Consider the following 15,573-nt stretch of genomic DNA (forward strand, 5'->3'; position numbering starts at 1 on the left):
TCAGGGGCGATGTTCGCCCCTTTTTACTTTATTGCGCCTTACTCCGCCGTCTGCCCGGCGGCGAGGTACTTCGCCATTTCCGCCGGCGGCACCATGCCGCCGCCGGTCGCCCACACCAGATGCGTCGCCTGCGCCAGGCTTTCCGCGCTCACCCCTTGCCCGCTAAGCTGTTGCGCATTGGCCTCCATGCGCCACGGCCCGGCCATGCCCGCCAGGGCGGAGGGTTCCAGCTGGATATGCTCGTGCCTGTCCAACAACCCGAGCAACGCGAACATCTCTTCGTCGCTCAGCGTGTAAAATGCGCTCAGCAGGCGCTCCATCGCCCGGCCGACAAAACCCGAGGCGCGCCCCACCGCCAGCCCGTCCGCCGCCGTGCGGTTGTCGATGCCGAGATCTTGCACCGCAATGCCGTCATGCAACCCGCTGTAGACGCCGAGCAGCATGCAGGGGGAATGGGTCGGTTCGGCGAAAATGCAGTGAACGTGATCGCCGAACGCCAGCTTGAGGCCAAAGGCCACACCGCCCGGCCCACCGCCGACGCCGCACGGCAGATACACGAACAGCGGATGCTGCGCGTCCACCACAATGCCCTGTTCGGCAAACTGCCGCTTCAGGCGGCCGCCCGCCACCGCGTAGCCGAGGAACAGGGTTTGCGAGTTTTCATCGTCGATAAAGAAGCAATTCGGATCGTTCGCCGCCTGTTGGCGCCCTTGCTCGACCGCCACGCCGTAATCGTCAGCGTATTCCACCACCGTCACGCCATTGTCGCGCAGCTTCTGTTTTTTCCACTCTCGCGCATCCGCCGACATGTGCACGCTGACATCAAATCCCAGGCGGGCGCTGATGATACCGATGGATAATCCCAGATTGCCGGTTGATCCGACGGCGATGCGGTACTGGCGGAAGAACTGACGAAATGCATCGGAACACAGCCGGGCGTAGTCGTCGCCGATCTGGAGCAGCCCCGCCTCCAGCGCCAGTTTCTCCGCGTGCGTCAGCACCTCATAGATGCCGCCGCGCGCTTTGATTGAACCGGAAATCGGCAGATGGCTGTCCTTTTTCAATAGCAGACGCCCGCCCAACGCCTGCCCATAGCGCCGATCCAACACCTGCTGCATGGCGGGGATCGCCACCAGCTCGGACTCGATGATCCCCTTTGTCGGCTGGGTTTCCGGGAAGGCCGCGGCGAGATAAGGCGCGAAACGCGCCAGGCGCTGCTCGGCTTCGGCCACGTCGGCGGCGGTCAGCCCGACATGGGGCAAGCCGGCGGCCAGCGTGGTCGCACGCGGATTGAACCAGGTGATCGGCTCGAGGGCGACCATTCGTTGCAGCAGCGGATGCTGCGCAACCCACGGTTGGATCTGTGATTTTTGCATAAGAGTCCCTGACTGATTTGGCGTTGCCGTCACCATGCCGTGAACGCCGGCGGCTGACAAATGATAAATTCTGAGTTTGAGGTGCAATAGATTGATGCAAACGCGGCGTTAGCCTGCCGTCACGCCAAACAGCATGCCCACGCCTGAGGAGACCGCCATCGCCAGCGCGCTCCAGATCAGGATACGCGCCACGCCCGGCAAGATCGGCGCCCCGCCGGTTTTCGCGGCGATGCCGCCGAGAACGCCGAGAGAAATCAGCGCCGACGCCACCAGCGCCGCTCGCGTCCAGTCGAGCGGTGCCCACAGCGCCACCAGCAGCGGCAGCAGCGCGCCGAGGGAGAAACTGAGGGCCGACGCCAACGCGGCCTGCAGCGGCCGGGCGCGGGTGACGGAGGAAATGCCCAGCTCGTCGCGCGCGTGCGCCTCCAGCGCATCATGCGCCATGAGCTTTTCCGCCACCTGCCGAGCCAGCGCCGGATCCAGCCCGCGATGCACGTAGATTGACGTCAGTTCGCGAAACTCCCCCGGATAGTCTTCGAGCAACTCCGCCTGCTCTTCCGCCAGCGCGGCCTTTTCGGTATCCGCCTGCGACGAGACCGACACATACTCACCGGTGGCCATCGACATCGCCCCGGCCACCCACCCGGCGACGCCGGCGATCATCAGCGCGGAATGCGCGGCGCTGGCCGCCGCCACGCCCAGCAGCAGGCTGGCCGTCGAAACGATGCCGTCGTTGGCGCCGAGCACCGCCGCCCGCAGCCAGCCGATGCGTTCAATACTGTGCCGCTCTCGATGCATCCTTTCTCTCCTTCGTTCTCTTACCGCTAGCCCCGCGCCGCCGCTTCCAACCCGGCGATGTCGATTTTGCCCATCAGCAGCATCGCTTCCGTGACCCGCCGCACGCGGGCGGCGTCGGGATCGTTCATCAACTCCGTCAGGCGCCGCGGCACAATTTGCCAGCACAGCCCCCAGCGATCGCGCAGCCAGCCGCACTGCTCCGCCTCGCCGCCCTCGCTCAAGGCATCCCACAGCCGGTCGACTTCCGCCTGATCGTCACATTCCACCATCACGGAGAAACTGTGGTTGAACGGATCCAGCGGCCCGGCTTCGATCGCCGCGTAGCGCTGGTCCCCCAGCGTGAAAGAAGCCAGTTTCACGCTGCCGGCCGGGCCGCTCGGCGTATCCGCCGGCAGGTCGGAAAACCAGTTCACGGACGAACCGGGGATCAGCGCGACATAGCAATTCAGCGCCGCTTCCATGTCCTTTTCAAACCACAGATGTTGCGTAATTCTGGCCATTTGCGCCTCCTTTACGCATCGAGGATCGGCGCGAACCCGCCAAAGATCATGCGTTTGCCGTCAAACGGCATCTCACCGAGCGCCTTCATGCGCGGATCGTTCATCATTTTCTCGTTGGCGGCGTCGCGCACCGCTTTGGAGGGGTACTCTATCCAGCTGAACACCACCACTTCACCTTCTTGCGCCTTCACCGCGCCGCGAAAGTCGGTGAGCTTGCCGTCGGGCACGTCATCGCCCCAACACTCCACGATGCGCGTGGCGCCAAACTCTTTGAACAGCGGCGCCGCTGCGGCCGCCAACCGGTGATAAGCCTCCTTGTTGGCGGCCGGTACCGCCACCACAAAACCGTCTACGTATTTCATCCTGGTATCCTCTTGTCTGATTAAGGACAGTCGGTTCAGCGCGGGCGACGTTGCCTGCGCCCCCTACCAGTTTAGACGGCGGGCGCGCAACCCGGATCGGAAGTTCAGCGCTCAGGATCGTTCGGTGGGTCAGAGTCCGGCGTGGCGACCCGGTTACGGCCGGCGTTTTTCGCTTTGTATACCGCCAGATCCGCCAGTTTGAGCAAGTCGGCCAGGCTGTGGCCGGAACCGCCCGGGCAGGTCACCATGCCGATGCTGACGGTGATCTGCAGCGGATGGCCGGCCGGCATGGTGATCGATTCCGCCTCAATGCGTTGCCGCAGCCGTTCGGCCAGCTGCAACCCTTGCTGTGGCTGGCCGAGCGTCGAGACGATAGCGAACTCTTCGCCGCCCATGCGGCCGAACAGATCATCGACGCGCAAATCGGCGGCGATCGCACGGGTAAAGGCCATCAGCGCCTGATCGCCGCCGGCGTGGCCGAAACGATCATTGATCGATTTGAAGTAATCAATATCAAGCATCATGACGCATACCAACTCGCCCTTTTGGTCAATCATCCGCTCGCCGCGCTGCATAAACGCATTGCGCGTCAGCACGTGGGTCAGCGCATCGTGGTTCGCCACATGCTCCAGCGTGCGCAGCAGCGCGCTGCGCGCATAGTTCATGCTGGCCACGGCGATGGGCCCCAGCGCCAGCAGCGCGATGCCCAAACGCATCGATACCGCGTTTTGCAACACCTGCATGTCGAGCGTCGTGCTAAGCAACCCGAAATCGATCGCCAGATGGCACCACAGCACATAAATCAGCACCGCAATCATGGTGCAGAACAGCGAAAAGGACATCGCCAGCCACAGCAGCACCGGCATGGGAAAGATCACCGCCCCGGGGCCGCCGATCAGCACGCTGCAGATCGCCGCCAACGCCAGCAGCGCCAATACCGCCAGTTTTCGTCCCGCGCGCGGCCATTGGCTGCGCTGCGTCACTATACTGCGGGCCGCGCGCAAGCGATGCCGCCAATCGGCGGGAAACGCCAGAATAAACGGCATCAGCGTGACGTAGTTGGTGAACTCGGATGAGAACCACAGTGCCAGCGAGGTCAAATAGGGCCTGCCGAACAGCCACTGCGAGGCCGCCGCGCCCACCAAACCGGTCGCGGCGGCGGCGGCCAGGCAGATGCCGAACAGGTACATGCTGGAGGCGCCACGCTGCAGCATACGCGCCGGCGGCGACAGCCGCATATACAGCAGATACCCCACCACCACGCCGGTCAGATTGGCGGCGTTCAGCAGCAGCGCCTTTTGCAGCGAACTGCCGGTCAGCAGGTCCGCCGCCAGATAACCCAGCACCGCCATGCCCCAGCCGGCGCGCGTGGCCCACTGAGGGCGACGCACCAGAAACGCCAGCAGTACGGCGTTTACCGGCCAGAATATCGCCAAAAATCCGACGGGGCGGCTCACGATGCCCAACAGGCAAACCGCGAACACCAACAGAAAGACGGTGAGTGCGGGCCAAATTTTCCGGGCATCGGACAACGAGGTGGTTTGCATCTTGGATCCAGAGACTTCTGCTGCGTAAGGTGACAATCTGTTCGTGTCACAACCGTCGACGATGAGGAGAAGATAAGCGGCCGACTCGCCTATTATTGCCAGTTTTGCCTGCCCGGACATCTGTTTATTCATCTAGGAAAAATATATTTGTGTATCAATATATTGACGACACCCGCATACCTGGCACAGAAACGGCTAAAGCGGACGCTTCACTTTGAACATTTCACGCCCCAGTTGGCCTGTTACCGGTAAAAACCGCCGTCTTTTTCCTCAAAAGCAAAATAAGATTGGGCTATGTGGGGTTGTTTTTTCATCCCGCGTCAAAACGCCTTGCGATACATCACAAAACCGGGGCGCTCCGCCACCTTGTCGTACAGCCGCATGGCGATCTGGTTGGTTTCGTGGGTATTCCAATACACACGCGGCAACCCCAACTGCTGCGCACGCTCGTAAACCGCCGCGATCAGCGCCCTCGCCACCCCTTTGCCGCGCACCGCCTCTGCGGTGAACAGATCCTGCAGATAGCAGTTGGGCTGCAGCTGAATGGTGCTGCGGTGCAGAAGATAGTGCGTTAATCCAACGACCAGCCCCTGATGCTCGGCGACCAGCGCGTACATCGGTTCATAGGCGTCGAAAAAACGCCGCCAGGTGGTCTGTGTCACCTCATCCGGCAGCGCCGTTGCCCCCTCCCGGCCGTAAAAGGCGTTATATCCTTGCCACAGTGCCAGCCAGGCGGCGTAATCCCGTTGTTCCAGCGATCTGACCACGATGCTTTCGCTCATGATGTCCTCTTCGATGATGCCCAAATGCCCCGCCTCCAGCATAGAACAACGAGCGTCAACGCGCAGGCGGCGGCATCACACCGGCGAGAAAATCCAGCAATGCGCGGTTGAACAGCGCGGGCCGCTGCAGCGGCGCGAAGTGGCTGACGCCCGGCAGCGTCGTCAAACGGGCGCCAGGAATGCTGCGGCTCAGGTAGGCGGCATGTTCGGCGCGGATAAATTCATCGTGTTCGCTGTGAACGATCGTCACCGGCACGCGAATGGCCGCCAATTCCCGTGCGCGGTAGTCCGGCTGGCTGCTCATCATCAGGCTTACGGCGGAGACGAAGGGAGCGAAATCCTCCGGCGTCGGTGACAAGGCGGCATAGTCCTGCGCATGGCGCGCAAAACAGCGCTCGACGAGCGGACTGGACGGCGGCGGTTTAACCCCGCTGGCATCCATATTGCAGCCGAAGAAAAAGACGCCGTCCACCCGCTCGGGCGCCCGATGGGCGGCGATGAGCGCGACGCAAGCGCCGTCGCTCCAGCCCGCCAGCGCGGCGTGGGGGATTTGCAGCGCCGCCATCACCGCCAACAGATCATCGGCCATCCGATCGTAACGATACGGCCGGGCGTCGCGCGTGCTGCGTCCGTGCCCGCGGCTATCGATGAGCAACACCCCGTAGCCGGCGGCCAGCAGCGCCGGCAGTTGATACCCCCAGTTGCCGCTGTGGCCCAGGCCGCCGTGCAACAGGATCAGCGTCGGATCAGCGCCATAGGCCGCATACCAGATGTGCGCGCCGTCGTGTTCGACAAAGCCCTGCCTAGAACCGGGCGGCAACGGCGGCGCGCCCTGCGCGGCAAAGCGGGTCAAATCGTCGTCGGTTTGCATCTTTCTCCCCTCATTCGCCGAGGTTGAGCATCAATACGGCATCCAGGGAGTATAGTTCGCAGCGGCAAGCGGTGCCGTTCGCTTTCCCGGCATATACTTAAAGGAGGAATCGCAATGGAGGACGGTGAGATGAAGAAGATAATTCTCGTGTTTTTGACGTTGATGCTGAGCGGTTGTATCGGCGGAGGCGGCGGCCCATCGAATGCGCCTTCGGCATCGCCAAATGAACCTTACACCTGCACCAAATCCAGCGCCAACAGCGACTGCTCGCAATCGGTGGAACCATCGATGTACTAGCCGCGCTCGGCGGGCCGTCGCTTAACGGCCCGCCGCCTCAAACCGGCACTAGGAGGAGTGCTCCTCTTCATTGGCCTGATATCGCGTCGCCTGCTGCTTCATAAATACCACTTCTTGCGGGCTGGACAGGCTCACTTCCTGCGCGCGCAGCAGCTTGAGGATATTGAACAGCAGTTCGCTCTTGGTGGCGCCGACCATGCGCGGGCTCGGCACATAGCCGGTCACGCTCAGGATAATGCCGTCCGGCCCCAGTTGGCTGAAGCGCACGTAAGGCGCCGGCGTGTCCAGAATGGTTTCGTACTCGTTATAGGCGCTGAGCAAGATATTGCGCACCTGCTCCGGATCGATCGAGGTCGGGAACGTCAACGCGATGGTCACCACGCCTTGCGCGTTGCCCATGGTGGCGTTGCGCACGTTCTGCGAGATCAGCTGCGAGTTCGGTACGATCATGGTGGAACGGTCGCTGAGCTGGATTTCGGTAGCGCGCACGTTGATGCGCCGCACGTCGCCTTCCACGCCGCCGATGCCGATCATATCCCCGACCTTCACCGGGCGTTCGGTCAGCAGGATCAGGCCGGAAATAAAGTTCTTCACAATCTCCTGCAAACCGAAACCGATACCGACCGACAGGGCGCTGACGATCCACGCCAGGTTGCTCCACTGGATGCCCAGCGCCGCCAGGGTGATCAGAATCACCAGCACATAGCCGATATTGCTGAACAGCGTCACCAGCGAGGCGCGGATGCCGACGTCCGAAATGGTCTTCGGCAACAGCTCAGAGCCAAGCCAGCGCCGTACCGCACGCAGGATGTAGATGCCGATCGCCAGGCAGATCACGGCGTTGAGCAGGTTGCCGGGCACGATGTTGAAACGCTGCAAGCCTTCGCCGGTCAGGATCGAGACGATTTTCTCCATCAGCGAGCCCGGCGTGGTGCTGCCGAACGAGCCGTTGAACAACGCGACGATCATCAACAGCAACAGTGAACATTTGGCCAGCGCGGTGGTGATGATCGCCACCTGCTCCAGATGGCGATCCTTGAAGCTGAGCGTTTTCTTCAGCATCTTGCCGCTGACGGTCTGCGGCGAAAACAGCGCGGCGCACAGGTCAGTGGCGAACAGCACCATGAAGTAGAACGCCATCAGCACCAGCACCACCCAGATCAGCTGGTAGGTCAGGAAGCGGGCGAAGGCGATGTAGCCGATAAGCAGGGAAAGCAGGATCACCACCGAACACACCAGGGTGACGATGTGCACCAGCCCGCCGACCAGCGTGCGTTTTTCCAGGTGCGCGCCCTGCTGCTCCAGACGGCGACGAATGCGCTGGCCGCGCAGCGGCGCCGCCAGCAGCACCATGCCGATCAGCCCCGCCACCAGGCCGTTGCCGAAGATGGTGGTGGCCAATGAGGCGCTGACGACGTTGTTGATCAGCTCCACAGTACCGAACGCCAGCGCCAGACCGGCCAGCAGCGGCGAGAAGTAACGCAGCCCGGCGGCCACTTCATTGTCCAGCGAAGCCAAACGCCAGGACGGGCGATTCAGCGACAGCGCCGCACGCCCCAGCCCGGCGATCAGCGCGCAGAAAATCCCCAGACGGTTAAAGCCTTCGGCAAAGTCTTCCAGCATGACCGGCAGCGGCTGCACGCGGATAAAGACGTAATACAGCAGGTTCAGCGCGATCGAGGTGGTGATCACCGTCACCGCCACGGTGATGATGGCCATAAAGCTGCGGCGCAGGCGCCCGTCCGGCAGGAAGCGAATGCTGACCCAGGCGAGGAAACGCTCGGACAAATAGCGCCCCCAGGACCAGACGATCACCGCCAGCGCCAGCAACGCCAGCGTGCCGTACCGCCATTCGTCCTGCCAACTGGCGTCCCAGGCCGCTTTCATCTCGGCGTTGAACTGGTCCAGCCGCTGCACGTCATCCGCTGACGGCTGCACGACCGGCGTCCAGAATTTGACGCCCAAAATGCTGCCGGTGTTCAGCGCCAGCTGGGTTTTGAACGCCACCCGGCGCAGATCGCTGATCTGCTGGCCCAGATCGAAGGCGCTGGTCTTGATGGCCTGCGCGCGTTTTACCGCATCGTCCAACTGCTTCTTGCTGCTGTTCAGCGCATTGCGCTGCTGGGCGACGGCCGGGGTTTCCGGCAGCGCGCCGGCCGCCGGGGCCGGCCCCAGCACGTCCAGCTGCGCCTGCAGTTTTTCCTGCACCGGCTGCAGATCGGCGGACAATTTATCCATGCTGGCGACCAGATCGTCCGTCGCCAACCGCAGCTTGCTGAGCTGGGTGTCGGTCGTCGCTTTGGAAACCAGCTGCTTCATGCTGTCCAACTGCTTTTGCGCGGCTTTCAGCTGCGTAGCGGGATCGGGCACGCTTTCGGCGGCGGGATCATCCTGGGTGGCGGCGACGGCGGCGAACGGCGTCAGTTGCATACCCAACAGCAATAATAACAACAGCAGGAACGGGCGAGGCTTTAACATAAATTCAGTGCTCAGCATCATTATCTGATAGACAGACGAACAGGCGGCGGATGAACCGTCGCTTAACCATAAACGCTAATTATAATAGCTGCTTAATGTCGGCCGAAATACAGTAATTATTCCCATTGTGTGCCACGCGCCCGCGCTCGCCTTAGCTTGCTGATAATTCAGGCGCTTTTACACTGGCGATACGGCATGAAGCGCTCTATAATCCAGCCACCGATTAACCTGCAACCAATAAAAGGAGACTTACTATGCTGACGTGTGAATTGGTTTTTCACTCACACTTCTTTGGTAATCGTCGCCGCTCAAGCATTACCGGTATCGCGCTGCGATAACCCAGCTTGAGCGAAGCTTACTAAATCCAGGATCTTCCCTCCGGCTTACCGGGTTGTCGTCAGCAATGTTTGACGATAGGCATTGTCATGCCTGTAACTCTTGAGTAAGCAATGAGCACATTACTGTCTGCACAATCTGTCGGTTACGACAACGCGTTCGGCGTCCTGCTGAGCGAGATTTCCTTCAGCCTGAAAAAAGGCGACCGCATCGGTTTGATCGGCGATAACGGCTGCGGCAAAAGCACCCTGCTGCAAATTCTCAGCGGCGACCTGCCTGCGCACACCGGAACGGTGACATTGTCACATCAATGTCTGATGGCGCGCATCGAGCAGCACCTGCCGCCGGAACTGCACACCCGCACCCTGCTGGATGCGGTTCTGGCGCGGCTGCCTGCGGGCCAACACCTCAGCGAACGCTGGCGCTGCGAAGCACTACTGGCCGAGCTGGGGTTTGAACCGGCGAGCTGGATGCTGACCGCCGGCACCCTCAGCGGCGGCCAGCATACGCGGCTGCTGTTGGCGCGCGCGCTGATCCGCCAGCCCGATCTGCTGCTGCTCGACGAACCCAGCAACCACCTGGATCTGCCCACGCTGCTGTGGCTGGAACAGTTCTTGCGTAACTGGACCGGCAGCTTCGTGCTGGTGTCGCACGATCGCTACCTGCTCGACCAGGTAACCAACTGCACCTGGATCCTGCGCGACAAAACGCTGCAGTTCTTCCGTTTGCCCTGCTCTGCGGCGCGCACCGCGCTGGCGGAACAGGACGCCGCAGACGAACAGCGGCGACAGGCCGAGCAAAAGGAAATCGACCGGGTGGAAAAAAGCGCCAAGCGCCTGGCGACCTGGGGCAAGGTCTACGACAACGAAGATCTGGCGCGCAAGGCCAAGCAAATGGAGAAGCGCGTCGATCGGTTGAAGGAAGAACAGACCACCCTGACCGCCGGCAGCCCGTGGCGGCTGCGGCTGCAGGGAGAAGCGCTGGACGCTGACCGCCTGCTGGCGCTGCCGCAATGGGCGGTGCGCCCGGCGCCGGATGCGCCGGTGCTGTTCAGCCTGGAACATCTGCGCGTGAAAAGCGGCGATCGCATCGCCATCGTCGGGCGCAACGGCTGCGGCAAATCGTCGCTGCTGCGCCTGCTGTGGCGCGAGTATCAGCAACAAACGCAGCGCCCGGCGCTGTTCCATCCGCGCGTGCGCATCGGCTATTACGATCAGAGCCTGCAACAGCTACGCGATGAAGACACGTTGAGCGAAGCGCTGGCGCAGTTTGCGCCGCTGACCGAGGAACAGCGGAAAATGGCGCTGATCGGCGCCGGGTTTCCTTACCTGCGCCACCATCAGCAGATCCGTTCGCTGAGCGGCGGCGAGCGTTCACGGTTGTTGTTCGTCGGCCTGACGCTGGCCAACCATTCGTTGCTGCTGCTGGACGAGCCCACCAACCACCTGGATATGGCGGGCAAAGAGGAGCTAGCGGAAACGCTGCGTCAGTTCCCCGGCGCCGTCATGCTGGTCACCCACGATCGGATGCTGATCGAACAGAGCTGCAACCGCTTTTGGCTGATAGACCAACAAAAACTGGAGGAGTGGCACGATCTGGCGCCGGTATACCAGCGTCTGGCGGGTGAAACGCCGGCGCTGCCGACGGCGCACCAGGCCAACGCAGACGCCCCGACGCCAAACCCGCAGTTGGAAGGCGAAGAGGCGTTGCTGACCGCCCTGTTTGCCCTCGAAAGCAAACTGGAGGCCGACCTGGCGCGTAAACCGAAGCATCAAAAACCGGAGCTTCAGGCGCGCTGGCGCCGCGAGATTGCCGACCTCACCGCCCGGTTGCATCTGGGCTAATCCCACAGGCCGCCCCCGGCGGCCTGTCAGGCTATTGACAAAGAGGGGAAAAAGCGTGGTTTTTCCCCTCTTTGTGGCGATCAGCCGAAAATCAATAAATTGATTTTCCTTGTTTTTTATTCGGTGCTCTCTGCCAACCCGGCAAGGGTATAAGGTTTGTCATCAATCTCACAGGCCGCCCGGCGGCCTGTTTTTTCCTCTTTGTAAAAACCGCGTGCCGCCGACGGTTTGAGACGCGACACGCTGCGCTTTTCTTATCCGCAGCGCTGAGCGACACATTACTTTCATCATTCTCTGGCAGGCTACTGCCATTCTTTTTTTTCGTTATCAGGCACTCCATGACGTCACTCTCACCACGGGACATCGAGGCGCGCTACCGCTTCGCGCGTGAGATCGCCCGCGCCGCCGCCGATCTCGCCTTCAGCTTTTATCAACGCCGGCAGAGTCTGGCCGTCGAGTTTAAACAGGGCCTGCAGGACGTGGTCAGCGAAGCCGATCGCCGCGTCGAGGCGCTGATCCGCCGTATGATCAACCGTCGGTTTCCCCTGGATGGGTTTCTCGGCGAAGAGAGCGGCGGCAGCAGCGGCGATAACGCCACCTGCGTTTGGGTGGTCGATCCGATTGACGGCACCGCCTGCTTCCTGAACGGGTTGCATACCTGGTGTATCGCGATAGGCGTGGTGATCGACGGCGTGCCAACGATCGGCGTGGTCTACGATCCCAACCACCGCGAGATGTTCCGCGCCTGCCGTGGCCAAGGCGCTTTCCTCAACGGGGAACCGATCGGCGTGCATGCCGGGCACAGCGTCGCGGATGGCGTGATGGGCGTCGGGATATCACCGCGCGCCTCGGCGGCGGAATTCAGCGGTTTTCTCTGTCGCCTGCTGCAGGCGGGCGGCATGTTTGTGCGCAGCGGATCCGGCGCGTTGATGACCGCACAGGTGGCCGCCGGCCGGCTGCTGGGCTATTACGAACCGCATATGAACGCCTGGGACAGCCTGCCTGGGCTGGTGCTGACGCGCGAAGCCGGCGGCGTGGCGAATGACTTTATGCACCACAACGGGCTGCGACGCGGCAACCCGCTGCTACTGGCCAACGCGGCGCTCTATCCGCAATTGGCCGAGCTGATTCAAACGCCGGGCTTGATCGGCTCGACGTGCCCTATCGCGCGTGAGATGGCCGGATAAAGCGCGCGCAGCCGCCGCTCGACCCGATCGACCGCATCGTGCGCGGCGGCGATGGTTACCGCCGGCGACACCCGGCAGTGGAAGTTGACGATGATGCCGCCGTCGGTCCTGCGCGCGCGGATGTTATGGACGTCTTGCACCTTATCCCCCTGCTCCAGCGCCGACTGCAAAATCAGCCGGATATCGGCCAGCTCGGCGGCGGAAACATCCTCGCTGGCCAGCCAGTGCGGCGTCTGCGGCTCCAGATGGGTCTCTATCTCGGTGTCCTCGCCGATCGCCTGACGCAGGATCCCTTCTATCTCCGTGGCGATATCATGCGCCTGCGCCACGCTGGCGTTGGCCGGCACCGCCAAATCCATGCCGATCGCCATGTGCGTCGGCAACTGCTGCAAGGTGACATTCTGCACCTGCGCGCCGTGATTGGCGGCGATCGCCCGAATGCGCGTCGCCATGTCTTCGTCGCTGCGGGTCTGCGGCACCGCGATGACGATAAACTCCGCCTTGGCATGCTGCTCCCGCAGTCGTTCGACGATTTCTCGCTTGAGCGCATCGATGCGCTCCAGCGGCAAGGTGCGGCACACCGCCACCGTGATCTCGACAAACAGTACGGCGCCGGCGTTGCGAATGCGCACGCTGTCGCAGGCCAGCACCGCCGGGAAGCTGTCCAGCGTGGCGCGAATCGCCTCGGTGGCTCCGGCCGGCGCGGCATCCATCAGCGAGTCGAAGGAGCGTTTACCCAGTTTGATTGCCGCGACAAAGATAAAACCGGCGACGATCAGCGCGGCGATGGCGTCCGCACGGCCAAAGCCCAGCAGCACAAACACCATGCCCAGCAGCACCACGCCGGACGAAAGCATGTCGGAGAAGAAATGCAGCGCATCCGCCTCCAGCGCCGCGCTGTCGGTCGCCCTGGCGACGCGGTTGAGCGCCCGCACGCGGAAAAAATCGACGCAGATGGAAATCAGCAGCACCGCGATCACCACCGGCGCCGCGACGATCTCATGCGGCTGCCCAAGCAGGCTACTGCCCGCCTCGTAGACGATCCAACCGGCGGCGCCGAGCAACAGCAACACCTCGAACAGCGCCGCCAGGTTTTCCACCTTGCCGTGGCCGAAGTGGTGATCGTCATCGGCGGGTTTATCGCTGATGCGCACCGCCAGCCAGGTGATGCTGGTGGCGATAAAATCGGTGAAAGAGTGGATCCCTTCGGATATCAGGCCAATACTGCCGGTAAAAATGCCGGCGACGAATTTGCCCGTGGCCAGCAACCCGCTGGCGATCATCGAGTTTCTGGCCACGGCCTGTTTTTCATTTTGCATGATGCTGCTCACATTCGGACGGTGATTTATTTTTTTACTTTAGAGGATAATTGCCAGACAAAGGCGATCAGCAGCATACTGCCAGAGAAAGTCAGCATGAGGCTAGTAAGAAAATTGGATTTTCCGGTGGAATAAAAATAAATCTCATTCACCCCCACCGAAATCATTAAAATGGCGTAGAGCAATCCCAGAATAAGAATCGTCATTATTATCAACTCCCGTTTTAGGCTGCGCGTTCAGCGCGCCGCTAAATCCTCCCCATAATAAATAGCGATCACGGGGAGGATGCATCTAGGCGGATCTTTAGCGTTCATTAATCATCCCATTTGGTGCTCATATAGGCCGCCAACAGGCCCAGCGAGCTGATCATTGCCAGGAATCCCATAAAAATAGTCATGTTTCCCATTATTTTGTCCTCAGGTTAAATGTTATCGATAAAATCCCCTTGCGTTAAATATCGGGGTTGGTCGGCGTCCATGGTTTTTAACGTCCTCCTCAGGTTTGTCACATTTCCGCCCTTTACGGGCGGAGCGGTTTAAATACCCAAAACGTGTTGGGCGATTTTGAAATAAATAATCAGGCCGGTGCCATCGATAAAGGTGGCGATAAACGGCGCCGACACCACGGCAGGATCGATGCCGAGACGTTTCAGCAGCATCGGGATGATCGACGAAACAATGGCGCTCCACACGGTGATCGCCACCAGCGACAGGCTGACCACCAGCGTCACCTCCATGCCGACGCCCATGATCCAGGCGCGCACCCAGGCCGCCAGACCAATGGTGACGGCGATCAGCAGCGAGGTCGTGACCTCCTTGCGGATCACCGCGCCCAGGTTGCGCAGGCTGACCTCGCCCAGCGCCATGGCGCGCACCAGCGTCGAGGTGATCTGGGTGCCGCTGTTGCCGCCGGTGCCGATCAGCAGCGGGATAAAGAACGCCAGCGCAATCGCCGCTTCGAGCTGATCTTCAAACGCTTTCAGCACGTTGCCGGTGTAGGCTTCAGCGACGAACAACATCAGCAGCCACACCGAGCGTTTACGCCACAGCGCCCACGGGCTGGTCTCCAGATAAGGCTTGTCCAGCGGCAGGCTCGCGCCCTGGCGTTGTGCATCCTCGGTGTTTTCATCCTCGACCAGCCGGGCGATCTCACGCTCGCCCAGTACGCCGACCAGCGTGTTATTGGCCACCACCGGCACCACGTCCAGCCCCCCTTTGCCCAGCAGATGCGCCACGTCGTTGCGGTCATCGTCGGGCGAAACCTGGAAATAGCTGTAATCCATCATTACGCCGACGGCTTTATCCTGTTCTTCGCACTGCAACAGTTTTTTCACCGACAGTGTGCCGCGCAGATGATAATCGTCCGCGGTAATAAATACCCGGCTGGGAATTTCGTCCGTTTTGAGCTGCGAAAGTAAATATTCCCGGGCATGATTGACCGTCATCGTTGCGGGAACGGTAATAAAATCGGCGTTCATATAACCGGCGACCGAAGTCTCGTCGAGAGTTTCAGTCGCGTTCAGCGCCGGAGAAGAAGAGTGTTGATGTGACTTGATCATTTTGTCAGTCCCTATTTCTGTTGTGAACTTCAACAGCGAATCGCATAGGGGCGTAACCACAGAGGGAGTGCAGACTGCCTATCTCCGCGTCCAGGTTTTAGCACTATACAACGTATCCGAGTTGTTGCTCGGAAGTTACTTTGGGCTAAACCTTAATCCGATAAAGCCTGTCTTAACCTTGGGCATCTCTCGATGTCGTCAGATCAGTAACCTGTGTTTGTATAGGAGCCTCGCCAAACGAGATACTGCATATAAACTACCGGCGCAGTATAGGCGTTGTTTTATCCGGCGGGAAGAAAAGATTGCCCGTCGTTTATG

At 61.2% G+C, this 15,573-nt stretch carries 15 protein-coding genes and 1 riboswitch; of the genes, 3 read left to right on the forward strand and 12 right to left on the reverse strand.

Features of this window, described 5'->3' with window-relative positions; genetic code table 11:
• Positions 1–38 precede the first annotated feature (38 nt).
• The 7 genes from GT753_RS08360 to GT753_RS08390 all read right to left on the reverse strand — a co-directional run bounded on the left by GT753_RS08360 (position 39) and on the right by GT753_RS08390 (position 6,236).
• The gene (locus GT753_RS08360; RefSeq protein ID WP_021503734.1) at positions 39–1,376 is read right to left on the reverse strand and encodes a D-serine ammonia-lyase; all 1,338 of its coding nucleotides are present in this window, start codon (positions 1,374–1,376) and stop codon (positions 39–41) included.
• Positions 1,377–1,484: 108 nt separating this feature from the next.
• Positions 1,485–2,174 carry a VIT family protein gene (locus GT753_RS08365; protein WP_015377931.1) on the reverse strand — a complete coding sequence of 230 codons (690 nt, stop codon included), beginning with the start codon at positions 2,172–2,174 and terminating at the stop codon, positions 1,485–1,487.
• 26 nt (positions 2,175–2,200) lie between these two features.
• Positions 2,201–2,674, reverse strand: coding sequence for a VOC family protein (locus GT753_RS08370; RefSeq protein ID WP_015377932.1), 474 nt, complete (start codon positions 2,672–2,674; stop codon positions 2,201–2,203).
• Positions 2,675–2,685: 11 nt separating this feature from the next.
• A complete protein-coding gene (locus tag GT753_RS08375; protein WP_004938082.1) occupies positions 2,686–3,036 on the reverse strand; it encodes a DUF1428 domain-containing protein in 351 nt (116 codons plus the stop codon).
• Between the two features lie 104 nt (positions 3,037–3,140).
• Positions 3,141–4,583, reverse strand: a complete 1,443-nt coding sequence (locus tag GT753_RS08380) for a diguanylate cyclase (protein ID WP_015377933.1) — start codon at positions 4,581–4,583, stop codon at positions 3,141–3,143.
• Between the two features lie 320 nt (positions 4,584–4,903).
• Positions 4,904–5,365 (reverse strand): GNAT family N-acetyltransferase, encoded by a 462-nt coding sequence (locus tag GT753_RS08385; protein WP_160125499.1) that lies wholly within the window; start codon positions 5,363–5,365, stop codon positions 4,904–4,906.
• 55 nt (positions 5,366–5,420) lie between these two features.
• Positions 5,421–6,236, reverse strand: a complete 816-nt coding sequence (locus GT753_RS08390; protein ID WP_015377935.1) for an alpha/beta fold hydrolase — start codon at positions 6,234–6,236, stop codon at positions 5,421–5,423.
• A gap of 114 nt (positions 6,237–6,350) precedes the next feature.
• Between GT753_RS08390 and GT753_RS08395 the strand changes: the two genes are divergently transcribed.
• Complete coding sequence (locus GT753_RS08395) at positions 6,351–6,533, forward strand: hypothetical protein (RefSeq protein WP_004938091.1); 183 nt, start codon at positions 6,351–6,353, stop codon at positions 6,531–6,533.
• A 48-nt stretch (positions 6,534–6,581) separates the two neighbouring features.
• On the opposite strand, the gene GT753_RS08400 is transcribed toward GT753_RS08395, so the two are convergent.
• A complete protein-coding gene (locus GT753_RS08400; protein WP_174242124.1) occupies positions 6,582–9,011 on the reverse strand; it encodes a DUF3772 domain-containing protein in 2,430 nt (809 codons plus the stop codon).
• A gap of 449 nt (positions 9,012–9,460) precedes the next feature.
• Here GT753_RS08400 and GT753_RS08405 point away from each other — a divergent pair, with 449 nt between their 5' ends.
• Both GT753_RS08405 and GT753_RS08410 read left to right on the forward strand, forming a co-directional pair.
• The gene (locus GT753_RS08405) at positions 9,461–11,191 is read left to right on the forward strand and encodes an ABC-F family ATP-binding cassette domain-containing protein (RefSeq protein WP_160125501.1); all 1,731 of its coding nucleotides are present in this window, start codon (positions 9,461–9,463) and stop codon (positions 11,189–11,191) included.
• Positions 11,192–11,529: 338 nt separating this feature from the next.
• Entirely contained in the window at positions 11,530–12,378 is an 849-nt protein-coding gene (locus GT753_RS08410; protein WP_160125502.1) for an inositol monophosphatase, read from the forward strand.
• On the opposite strand, the gene GT753_RS08415 is transcribed toward GT753_RS08410, so the two are convergent.
• From GT753_RS08415 to GT753_RS08430, 4 genes are all read right to left on the reverse strand, one after another.
• Positions 12,321–13,697, reverse strand: a complete 1,377-nt coding sequence (locus tag GT753_RS08415; RefSeq protein WP_160125503.1) for a cation diffusion facilitator family transporter — start codon at positions 13,695–13,697, stop codon at positions 12,321–12,323. The two genes, GT753_RS08410 and GT753_RS08415, sit on opposite strands and share 58 nt — an antisense overlap.
• A 26-nt stretch (positions 13,698–13,723) precedes the next feature.
• Positions 13,724–13,903, reverse strand: coding sequence for a hypothetical protein (locus GT753_RS08420; RefSeq protein WP_004938106.1), 180 nt, complete (start codon positions 13,901–13,903; stop codon positions 13,724–13,726).
• 107 nt (positions 13,904–14,010) lie between these two features.
• Positions 14,011–14,103, reverse strand: coding sequence for a protein MgtS (gene mgtS, locus GT753_RS08425; RefSeq protein ID WP_004938109.1), 93 nt, complete (start codon positions 14,101–14,103; stop codon positions 14,011–14,013).
• Positions 14,104–14,232: 129 nt separating this feature from the next.
• Complete coding sequence (locus tag GT753_RS08430; RefSeq protein WP_048323604.1) at positions 14,233–15,255, reverse strand: magnesium transporter; 1,023 nt, start codon at positions 15,253–15,255, stop codon at positions 14,233–14,235.
• 75 nt (positions 15,256–15,330) lie between these two features.
• A riboswitch (M-box (ykoK) riboswitch) is annotated at positions 15,331–15,504 on the reverse strand.
• Positions 15,505–15,573 lie beyond the last annotated feature (69 nt).

It is taken from the genome of Serratia sp. Z4 (assembly GCF_009900725.1).
Taxonomy (GTDB): Bacteria; Pseudomonadota; Gammaproteobacteria; order Enterobacterales; family Enterobacteriaceae; genus Serratia; species Serratia nematodiphila.

What these genes read in the sequence shown, in the direction of transcription:
- GT753_RS08370 (WP_015377932.1), bottom strand. Translation starts at nt 2,674, where the DNA reads ATGGCCAGAATTACGCAACATCTGTGGTTTGAAAAGGACATGGAAGCG.
- GT753_RS08390 (WP_015377935.1), bottom strand. Translation starts at nt 6,236, where the DNA reads ATGCAAACCGACGACGATTTGACCCGCTTTGCCGCGCAGGGCGCGCCG.
- GT753_RS08430 (WP_048323604.1), bottom strand. Translation starts at nt 15,255, where the DNA reads ATGATCAAGTCACATCAACACTCTTCTTCTCCGGCGCTGAACGCGACT.
- GT753_RS08365 (WP_015377931.1), bottom strand. Translation starts at nt 2,174, where the DNA reads ATGCATCGAGAGCGGCACAGTATTGAACGCATCGGCTGGCTGCGGGCG.
- GT753_RS08360 (WP_021503734.1), bottom strand. Translation starts at nt 1,376, where the DNA reads ATGCAAAAATCACAGATCCAACCGTGGGTTGCGCAGCATCCGCTGCTG.
- GT753_RS08395 (WP_004938091.1), top strand. Translation starts at nt 6,351, where the DNA reads ATGGAGGACGGTGAGATGAAGAAGATAATTCTCGTGTTTTTGACGTTG.
- GT753_RS08400 (WP_174242124.1), bottom strand. Translation starts at nt 9,011, where the DNA reads ATGTTAAAGCCTCGCCCGTTCCTGCTGTTGTTATTATTGCTGTTGGGT.
- GT753_RS08380 (WP_015377933.1), bottom strand. Translation starts at nt 4,583, where the DNA reads ATGCAAACCACCTCGTTGTCCGATGCCCGGAAAATTTGGCCCGCACTC.
- GT753_RS08405 (WP_160125501.1), top strand. Translation starts at nt 9,461, where the DNA reads ATGAGCACATTACTGTCTGCACAATCTGTCGGTTACGACAACGCGTTC.
- GT753_RS08410 (WP_160125502.1), top strand. Translation starts at nt 11,530, where the DNA reads ATGACGTCACTCTCACCACGGGACATCGAGGCGCGCTACCGCTTCGCG.
- GT753_RS08385 (WP_160125499.1), bottom strand. Translation starts at nt 5,365, where the DNA reads ATGAGCGAAAGCATCGTGGTCAGATCGCTGGAACAACGGGATTACGCC.
- GT753_RS08415 (WP_160125503.1), bottom strand. Translation starts at nt 13,697, where the DNA reads ATGCAAAATGAAAAACAGGCCGTGGCCAGAAACTCGATGATCGCCAGC.
- GT753_RS08420 (WP_004938106.1), bottom strand. Translation starts at nt 13,903, where the DNA reads ATGACGATTCTTATTCTGGGATTGCTCTACGCCATTTTAATGATTTCG.
- mgtS (WP_004938109.1), bottom strand. Translation starts at nt 14,103, where the DNA reads ATGGGAAACATGACTATTTTTATGGGATTCCTGGCAATGATCAGCTCG.
- GT753_RS08375 (WP_004938082.1), bottom strand. Translation starts at nt 3,036, where the DNA reads ATGAAATACGTAGACGGTTTTGTGGTGGCGGTACCGGCCGCCAACAAG.